Here is an 8,124-nt window from a genome sequence, read left to right as displayed (position 1 = left end):
GCACAAGGCCTGCAGCCATCAGCGCAAGCGCCTGTACAAGCTCTCTGCCGCCCCCTGACACCGGCACCTCCCCACCCGACGCAACCAGCAGATCCACGGCCAATAAAAATGCCCTGGCCTTGCGACCAGGGCATTTCGCCATCATCGAGCCCCTATATAGATAGAAGCCCAGTGCCAGGAACTTAGTGCGACACCGCCCCACTGGCACCGAGGCCGGTCTGCGAACGCACGAACTGCGGGAAGAACAGCGCCCGCTCATTGGCCGCCGCCGCCGACTTGTCGGTGATGGAGAAGAACCAGATACCGACGAAGGCGATGATCATCGAGAACAGCGCCGGGTACTCGTACGGATAGATCGGCTTCTCATGATGCAGGATCTGCACCCAGATGGTCGGACCGAGGATCATCAGTGCCACTGCGCTCACCAGGCCCATCCAGCCACCGATCATGGCGCCACGGGTAGTGAGTTTCTTCCAGTACATGGAAAGCAGCAGTACCGGGAAGTTGCAGCTGGCAGCGATGGAGAACGCCAGGCCCACCATGAACGCGATGTTCTGGCTCTCGAACAGGATGCCCAGGCCGATGGCCAGCACGCCCAGGGTCACAGTGGTGATCTTGGAGACGCGGATCTCGTCCTTCTCGTTGGCCTTGCCCTTCTTGATCACGCTGGCATACAGGTCATGGGACACCGCCGAAGCACCGGCCAGGGTCAGGCCCGCCACCACAGCCAGGATGGTGGCGAAGGCCACCGCCGAGATGAAGCCCAGGAATACGCTGCCGCCCACCGCATTGGCCAGGTGCACCGCCGCCATGTTGTTACCGCCCAGCAAGGCGCCTGCAGCGTCCTTGAAGTCCGGATTGGTGCTCACCAGCAAGATCGCGCCAAAACCGATGATGAAGGTCAGGATGTAGAAGTAGCCGATGAAACCAGTGGCATAGAGCACGCTCTTGCGAGCTTCCTTGGCGTCGCTCACGGTGAAGAAGCGCATCAGGATATGCGGCAGGCCGGCGGTACCGAACATCAGCGCCAGGCCCAGGGAGAACGCCGAGATCGGATCCTTCACCAGGCCGCCCGGGCTCATGATCGCCTCACCCTTGGGGTGGACCTTGATCGCTTCGGAGAACAGCACGTTGAAGTCGAAGCCCACGTGCTTCATCACCATCAACGCCATGAACGATGCGCCGGAGAGCAACAGCACCGCCTTGATGATCTGTACCCAGGTAGTGGCCAGCATGCCGCCGAACAATACGTACAGGCACATCAGGATGCCCACCAGGATCACCGCCACGTGGTAATCGAGACCGAACAGCAGCTGGATCAGCTTGCCGGCACCCACCATCTGCGCAATCAGGTAGAACGCCACCACCACCAGCGAACCACAGGCCGACAGGGTGCGGATCTGGGTTTGCCCGAGGCGATAGGACGCCACGTCGGCGAAGGTGTACTTGCCCAGGTTGCGCAAGCGTTCGGCGATCAGGAACAGGATGATCGGCCAGCCCACCAAAAAGCCGATGGAGTAGATCAGCCCGTCATAGCCGGAGGTGAACACCAGAGCGGAAATCCCCAGGAAGGACGCCGCCGACATGTAGTCGCCGGCAATTGCCAGGCCGTTCTGGAAGCCGGTGATCTTGCCGCCCGCCGCGTAATAGTCGGCAGCCGACTTGTTGCGCTTGGAAGCCCAGTAGGTGATGCACAGGGTGGCACCGACGAACACCACGAACATCACGATCGCCGATACGTTGAGAGGTTGCTTGTGGACTTCTCCCGTCAGGGCGTCTGCGGCCCACAGGGCGGGAGCGAAAGCGGCCAGGCCGAGCGCTGCGAATAGACGGCGGATCATTGCTGAGCCTCCTTCAGGATCGCGTTGTTCAGCTCGTCGAACTCACCGTTGGCGCGCCGCACATAGATGGCCGTCAGGATGAAGGCCGAGACAATCAAGCCGACACCGATGGGAATGCCCCAGGTGATGGATGATGAAGGACTGAGTTTGCTCCCCAGGATCTGGGGTCCATAGGCGATCAACAGGATGAAAGCCGAGTAAAGCCCAAGCATGATCGCCGAAAGAATCCAGGCGAACCGCTCCCGTTTGCTCACCAGCTCCTTGAAGCGCGGGCTGTTTTGAATCGAGAGGTAAATGCTGTCGTTCATTGTTTTTATCCTCGCAGCACAGATTTTAGGTGGAACCTAATCCACTCTATGCAGCTCTCAAACGCGTTCTAGACGACCTTAGTATTAGAACGACATTAACTCCCGCGCCAATTCTCCCCCACAAAAAAACGGGGGCATCCGCAACGCCGTCGCAGACACCCCCAAGACCCTTGAAATAGACGCCGCGCTACTATTTAGCGGTCCACTCGGCCACCCGCTCCGGGTGCTTGCCCACCCAGTCCTTGGCCGCCGCATCAGGCTTGGCGCCCTCCTGGATAGCCAGCATCACTTCGCCGATTTCGTCTTTGGACGCCCACTGGAACTTCTTCAGGAACGCCGCCACCTCAGGCGCCTTCTTCTCCAGTTCCTTGCTGCCGATGCTGTTGACGGTCTCGGCGGCGCCATACACGCCCTTGGGATCCTCGAGGAAGCGCAGTTTCCATTTGGCGAACATCCAGTGCGGCACCCAGCCGGTCACCGCGATGGAATCCTGTTTTTCCTCGGCGCGGGTCAGCTCGGCGATCATCGCCGCCCCGGAACTGGCCTGCAGCTTGTAGTCCAGCCCATAGTCCTTGATCGCCTGGTCGGTCTTGAGCATCACCCCTGAGCCGGCATCGATCCCGACGATCTTGTTCTTGAAGCTGGCATCGCCCTTCAGGTCAGCGATGGACTTGGCCTTGACGTACTCCGGCACGATCAGGCCGATCTTGGCGTCCTTGAAGTTGGGGCCATAGTCCACCACCTTGTCCTTGTTCTTGGCCCAGTACTCGCCATGGGTCACCGGCAACCAGGCCGAGAGCATGGCGTCGAGCTTGCCGGTGGCCACGCCCTGCCACATGATCCCGGTCGCCACGGCCTGCAGCTTGACGTCATAACCGAGCTTCTTGATCACCTCCGCCGCCACATGGGTCGTCGCCACGCTGTCGGACCAGCCGTCGACATAGCCGATGCTCAGGGTCTTGCTGTCGGCGCTGGCCAAGGTGGAGCTGATGGCAAGTACCATTGCGGCACCTGCGCCTAAGAGTCGTCGCATCTTCATCGTTACTTCCCCGAAAAGTGCAGTGCCGGGCAGCTGCCGGGCACATCAACGTATGGTTATGGTGCTCGGCGCCTCCATCACGCCCGACCGCGAACACGTTCGATCATCAGCGGAGTACTGATGCCTGGATCATCAACCCGCCACCGGCGGCGACCTGCTCTGACTGCGACCTCAAGGCAACAGCCAGCGACATCAGAAAGCCAGTAGCCGTCCCTGCTCCCGCGACAACAAGCCTGCGCGAACTTCGCATGGCAGCCCCAAGGCACAGTCGAATACAGGTAAGATGCCCGGCTTTGCCCCCCTGACGGCCTGACCATGCCCGCCACTCCACGCTTCCCCCTCCTTGCCTACCTGTGCGCCTGCCTGATTGCCCTGCTGGCCCTGTGCAGCTACTGGTACGGCCTCGGCCGGCCGGTGCAGTTGCCCGACGTCGCCAGCGCCAGCCACAAGCTGCAATGCGCCTCCTACACTCCGTTCGACAAGGACCAGTCGCCGTTCGACCAGCCGTTCAAGCTGCGCCCCGAGCGCATGGACGCCGACCTGGCGCTGCTGGCGACCCGCTTCGAGTGCATCCGCACCTATTCCATGAGCGGCCTGGAGGCCCTGCCGGAGCTGGCGCGCAAGCACGGCCTGAAGCTGATGATCGGAGCCTGGATCAACAGCAACCCGGCGGATAACGAAAGAGAGGTGGACCTGCTGATCGCCTCGGCCAACGCCAACCCGGATGTGGTCAGCGCGGTGATCGTCGGCAACGAGGCACTGCTGCGCAAGGAAATCACCGGCGCCCAGCTGGCCCGGCTGATCACCAAGGTCAAGCACAACGTCAAGCAGCCAGTGACCTACGCCGATGTCTGGGAGTTCTGGCTCAAGCACCCGGAAGTGGCCCCGGCCGTGGACTTCCTGACCATCCACCTGCTGCCCTACTGGGAAGACGATCCATCGAACATCGACGTGGCCCTGGATCATGTGGCCCAGGTACGCCAGGTGTTCGGCAACCGCTTCGCCCCCAAGGACGTGCTGATCGGCGAGACCGGCTGGCCCAGCGAAGGTCGCCAGCGCGAGACCGCGATCCCCAGCCGGGTCAACGAAGCCCGGTTCATCCGCGGTTTCGTCGCCCTGGCCGAGCAGAATGGCTGGCACTACAACCTGATCGAGGCCTTCGACCAACCCTGGAAACGCGCCAGCGAAGGCGCGGTCGGTGGTTACTGGGGGCTGTTCGACGCCGATCGCCAAGACAAGGGGATCCTCGAAGGTCCGGTATCCAACCTGCCCTACTGGCCCCTGTGGCTGGGCCTGGGAGCGGCGCTCCTGGGCGGTACCCTGCTGCTGGGTGGCAGGGTCGGCAGCACTCGGACGGCCGTCCTTCTGCCACTGCTGGGTGCCGTGGCGGCCTGCAGCATCGGCACCTTCGCCGAGTTGACGCGAGTCACCAGTCGCTTCGCCAGCGAGTGGGCCTGGGCCGCCCTGCTGCTGGGCCTGAACCTGCTGATCCTGGCCCACGCCGCGTTGGCCCTGGGCTCGCGTGAAGGCTGGCGCCGGCGGCTGTTCAGCATCCTGGAAAAGCGTGCCGGCTGGCTCCTGGCGGCAGCCGGTTTCGCCGCGGCGGTGATGATGCTCGAGCTGGTGTTCGATCCGCGCTATCGCAGCTTCCCCAGCGCCGCCCTGCTGGTGCCGGCCCTGGCCTTCCTCTGCCGACCGGTGCGAGTACCACGGCGCGAGGTCGCCCTGCTGACCTTCATCATCGGTGCCAGCATCGCGCCGCAGCTGTACCAGGAAGGCCTGGCCAACCAGCAGGCCTGGGGCTGGGCCCTGGTCGGCCTGCTGATGGTCGCCGCGCTGTGGCGCAGCTTGCGGGCGCGGGTCGGCTGATCCGCCCGGCTAGGGGCGAGGAGCGCGCACCAGGCGCAGGCTGGCGATCACCAGGGCGAACACCGCCAGGCTGGTGTTATACAGCACCAGGGCCGGGATCCCGGCCGCCATGGCCAGCAGCGCCAGCCCCCAGCCCAGCCGCCCTGGCACGACGAAAGCCAGCAGCGCCGCGCCCAGGGCGCTCCAGCCCAATACCTTGAAATGAATCATCCACCCCAGGCTGGAGCGCAACGAGCACTCCCAGCGGCCGGCCTCATCGATGCATACGCCCACCCAGCGGGCATCCTCCATGAAGCCATAGCGCAGGCCATAGCTGGCGGCCAGCCACAGCACCAGGGCCAACAGCAGCAAGAACAGGGGAAAGCGGCGAGACATGGGGCACTCCAGGCAATCAAAACGGCGCCCAGCATAATCCCCCGGAAACACTTGGCAAGCACCATGCACGCATAGCTATTCAGCCAAGGGTGGCAACGTGTATCGTCCGGCTACTATCACCACTACCCCCAGGCCAGACTGCCACGGACGTTATTTGCGCCCGCACATGGCACTTCGGCAGCAGCACGGTGGTCATAGCCTGCGAACCTCATTCGGCACCTTCCTTCTAGGGATACAGTCATGCTTCGTTCCTTGCGCCTCACCGCCCTGTTCGGTGGCCTTATCCTGAGTGCGTCCGCACTGGCGGTCGATGTCGATCCGGCCAGCTACGGCTACCCGTTGACCAATCCCTTCGAAGCCACCATCGCCACCACACCGCCGGACTTGCGCCCGGAGCTGCCCTCGGACGATGACATCCGCCAGTCCGACTACAGCCTGACCCTGCGCCCGGAACGCGAATTCACCCTGCCGGACAATTTCTGGGCAGTGAAGAAACTCACCTACCGCATCGCCACCCAGGACCACGCCGCCCCGTTGATCTTCCTGATCGCCGGTACCGGCGCGCGCTACGACAGCACCCTCAACGAATACCTGAAGAAGCTCTACTACAAGGCCGGCTACCACGTGGTGCAGCTGTCCTCGCCCACCAGCTTCGACTTCATCAGCGCCGCATCGCGCTTCGCCACTCCCGGGGTGACCGCCGAGGACGCCCAGGACATGTACCGGGTGATGCAAGCGGTGCGCGCGCAGAACTCCAAGCTGCCGGTCACCGACTACTACCTCACCGGCTACAGCCTGGGCGCCCTGGATGCGGCGTTCATCAGCAAGCTCGACGAGACCCGGCGCACCTTCAACTTCAAGAAGGTCCTGCTGCTCAACCCGCCGGTCAACCTCTACACCTCGATCAGCAACCTGGACAAGCTGGTACAGACCGAGGTCAAGGGCATCAGCAGCAGCACCACGTTCTACGAGCTGATGCTGGCCAAGCTGACCCGCTACTTCCAGCAGAAGGGCTATATCGATCTCAACGACGCCCTGCTCTATGACCTGCAGCAATCCAAGCAGCACCTGAGCAACGAACAACTGGCGATGCTGATCGGCACCGCCTTCCGCTTCTCGGCGGCGGACATCGCCTTCACCTCGGACCTGATCAACCGGCGCGGCCTGATCACCCCGCCCAAATACCCGATCCGCGAGGGCACCAGTCTCACGCCATTCTTCAAGCGCGCCCTGCAGTGCGACTTCGACTGCTACCTGACCGAGCAGGTGATCCCGATGTGGCGCGCCCGTACCGATGGCGGCAGCCTGCTGCAACTGGTCGACCAGGTGAGCCTCTATGCGCTGCAGGACTACCTCAAGGCCAGCCCGAAGATCGCCGTGATGCACAACGCCGACGACGTCATCCTGGGCCCCGGCGACCTGGGCTTCTTGCGCCAGACCTTTGGCGATCGCCTGACCGTCTACCCCCATGGTGGCCATTGCGGCAACCTCAACTACCGCGTCAACAGCGACGCCATGCTGGAGTTCTTCCGTGGCTAAACATCTCCTGCTTATCGCTGCGTTGCTCTGCGCAGGCTATGTCCACGCCGACGACGGCCATGCCGGCACCATCACCGCGCCCGACGCCGACGGCTTCACCGAGCCGCTGAAACAGCTCAAGTTCAACCCGGGGCTGGACCAGCGCGAGTTCGAACGCTCGACCCTCAGCGCGCTGAACGTCTACGACCCGCTGGAGTCCTGGAACCGCCGGGTCTATCACTTCAACTATCGCTTCGACCAATGGGTGTTCCTGCCCGTGGTGGACGGCTACCGCTACATCACCCCGAGCTTCCTGCGCACCGGAGTGAGCAACTTCTTCAACAACCTGGGCGATGTACCCAGCCTGCTCAACAGCCTGCTGCAGTTCAAGGGCCAGCGCTCCATGGAGACCACCGCCCGCCTGCTGGTCAACACCACCATCGGCATCGCCGGCCTGTGGGACCCGGCCACCAAGATGGGCCTGCCGCGCCAGAGCGAGGACTTCGGCCAGACCCTGGGCTTCTACGGGGTCCCGAGCGGAGCCTACCTGGTGCTGCCGCTCCTGGGCCCCTCGAACCTGCGCGACACCGCGGGCCTGGCGGTGGACTACAGCGCCGAGTCGGCGATCAACTTCCTCAACGTCGCCGAAGTCAGCAAGAACCATCCGGAGCTCTGGCTGTTGCGTGGCGTCGACAAGCGCTACCAGACCAACTTCCGCTATGGCGAGCTGAACTCGCCGTTCGAGTACGAACAAGTGCGCTACGTCTATACCGAAGCGCGCAAACTGCAGATCGCCGAGTAACCTCCCGCCACGGCGAGCCCGGGTCTCCGGGCCCGCCACACGCCCCGCGAAATGCTCTAGCCCGGCACTTCCGGCCTCGACGGCAGCGCGATTCACACTGCCTGCAACCTGCCGTAATCCAGCCGCCATGGCCGTGGAACCCCGGAAAAACCTAGGCCTCGTAGCGCACAAACGAACTTAAAAAAACAAATGTGAATTTTTTATTAACTTATTGTGACGGTCGGTGTAAGCTCCAGCGCAACACAGCTAAGGAAGCAGTAACGTGTTCTACGATAATCAGGGACTGATGTCGTCCATCCTCGCTATTCCTCCCGGGCGTTCATCCGCCAATCTTCAGCACCAACTACCGCACAGGTCGATCATGGTCAACTT

The 8,124-nt window shown here is 62.9% G+C and carries 7 protein-coding genes; 3 read left to right on the top strand and 4 right to left on the bottom strand.

From position 1 onward, the window contains the following. Positions 1-182: 182 nt before the first annotated feature. From AC3WK8_RS11565 to AC3WK8_RS11555, 3 genes are all read right to left on the bottom strand, one after another. Positions 183-1,841 (bottom strand): cation acetate symporter, encoded by a 1,659-nt coding sequence (locus tag AC3WK8_RS11565; RefSeq protein ID WP_022643100.1) that lies wholly within the window; start codon positions 1,839-1,841, stop codon positions 183-185. After that, positions 1,838-2,149, bottom strand: a complete 312-nt coding sequence (locus AC3WK8_RS11560) for a DUF485 domain-containing protein (protein WP_022643099.1) — start codon at positions 2,147-2,149, stop codon at positions 1,838-1,840. Before AC3WK8_RS11560 ends, AC3WK8_RS11565 begins: the two co-directional genes overlap by 4 nt. A 190-nt stretch (positions 2,150-2,339) precedes the next feature. After that, positions 2,340-3,188, bottom strand: coding sequence for a glycine betaine ABC transporter substrate-binding protein (locus AC3WK8_RS11555; protein ID WP_053135012.1), 849 nt, complete (start codon positions 3,186-3,188; stop codon positions 2,340-2,342). Positions 3,189-3,503: 315 nt separating this feature from the next. On the opposite strand from AC3WK8_RS11555, the gene AC3WK8_RS11550 reads away from it, so the two are divergent. Then, on the top strand, positions 3,504-5,057 hold the full coding sequence (locus AC3WK8_RS11550) for a glycoside hydrolase family 17 protein (protein WP_103327155.1): 1,554 nt from the start codon (positions 3,504-3,506) through the stop codon (positions 5,055-5,057). Between the two features lie 9 nt (positions 5,058-5,066). On the opposite strand, the gene AC3WK8_RS11545 is transcribed toward AC3WK8_RS11550, so the two are convergent. Then, entirely contained in the window at positions 5,067-5,432 is a 366-nt protein-coding gene (locus tag AC3WK8_RS11545) for a hypothetical protein (protein WP_053135017.1), read from the bottom strand. 240 nt (positions 5,433-5,672) lie between these two features. Here AC3WK8_RS11545 and AC3WK8_RS11540 point away from each other — a divergent pair, with 240 nt between their 5' ends. Then, positions 5,673-6,971, top strand: a complete 1,299-nt coding sequence (locus tag AC3WK8_RS11540) for a serine/threonine protein kinase (protein ID WP_085595802.1) — start codon at positions 5,673-5,675, stop codon at positions 6,969-6,971. Positions 6,972-6,993: 22 nt separating this feature from the next. Then, positions 6,994-7,752, top strand: a complete 759-nt coding sequence (locus AC3WK8_RS11535) for an MlaA family lipoprotein (RefSeq protein ID WP_397429024.1) — start codon at positions 6,994-6,996, stop codon at positions 7,750-7,752. Positions 7,753-8,124 lie beyond the last annotated feature (372 nt).

Source organism: Pseudomonas sp. FW507-12TSA (genome assembly GCF_058781435.1).
This window is presented reverse-complemented; position numbering and strand designations above follow the sequence as displayed.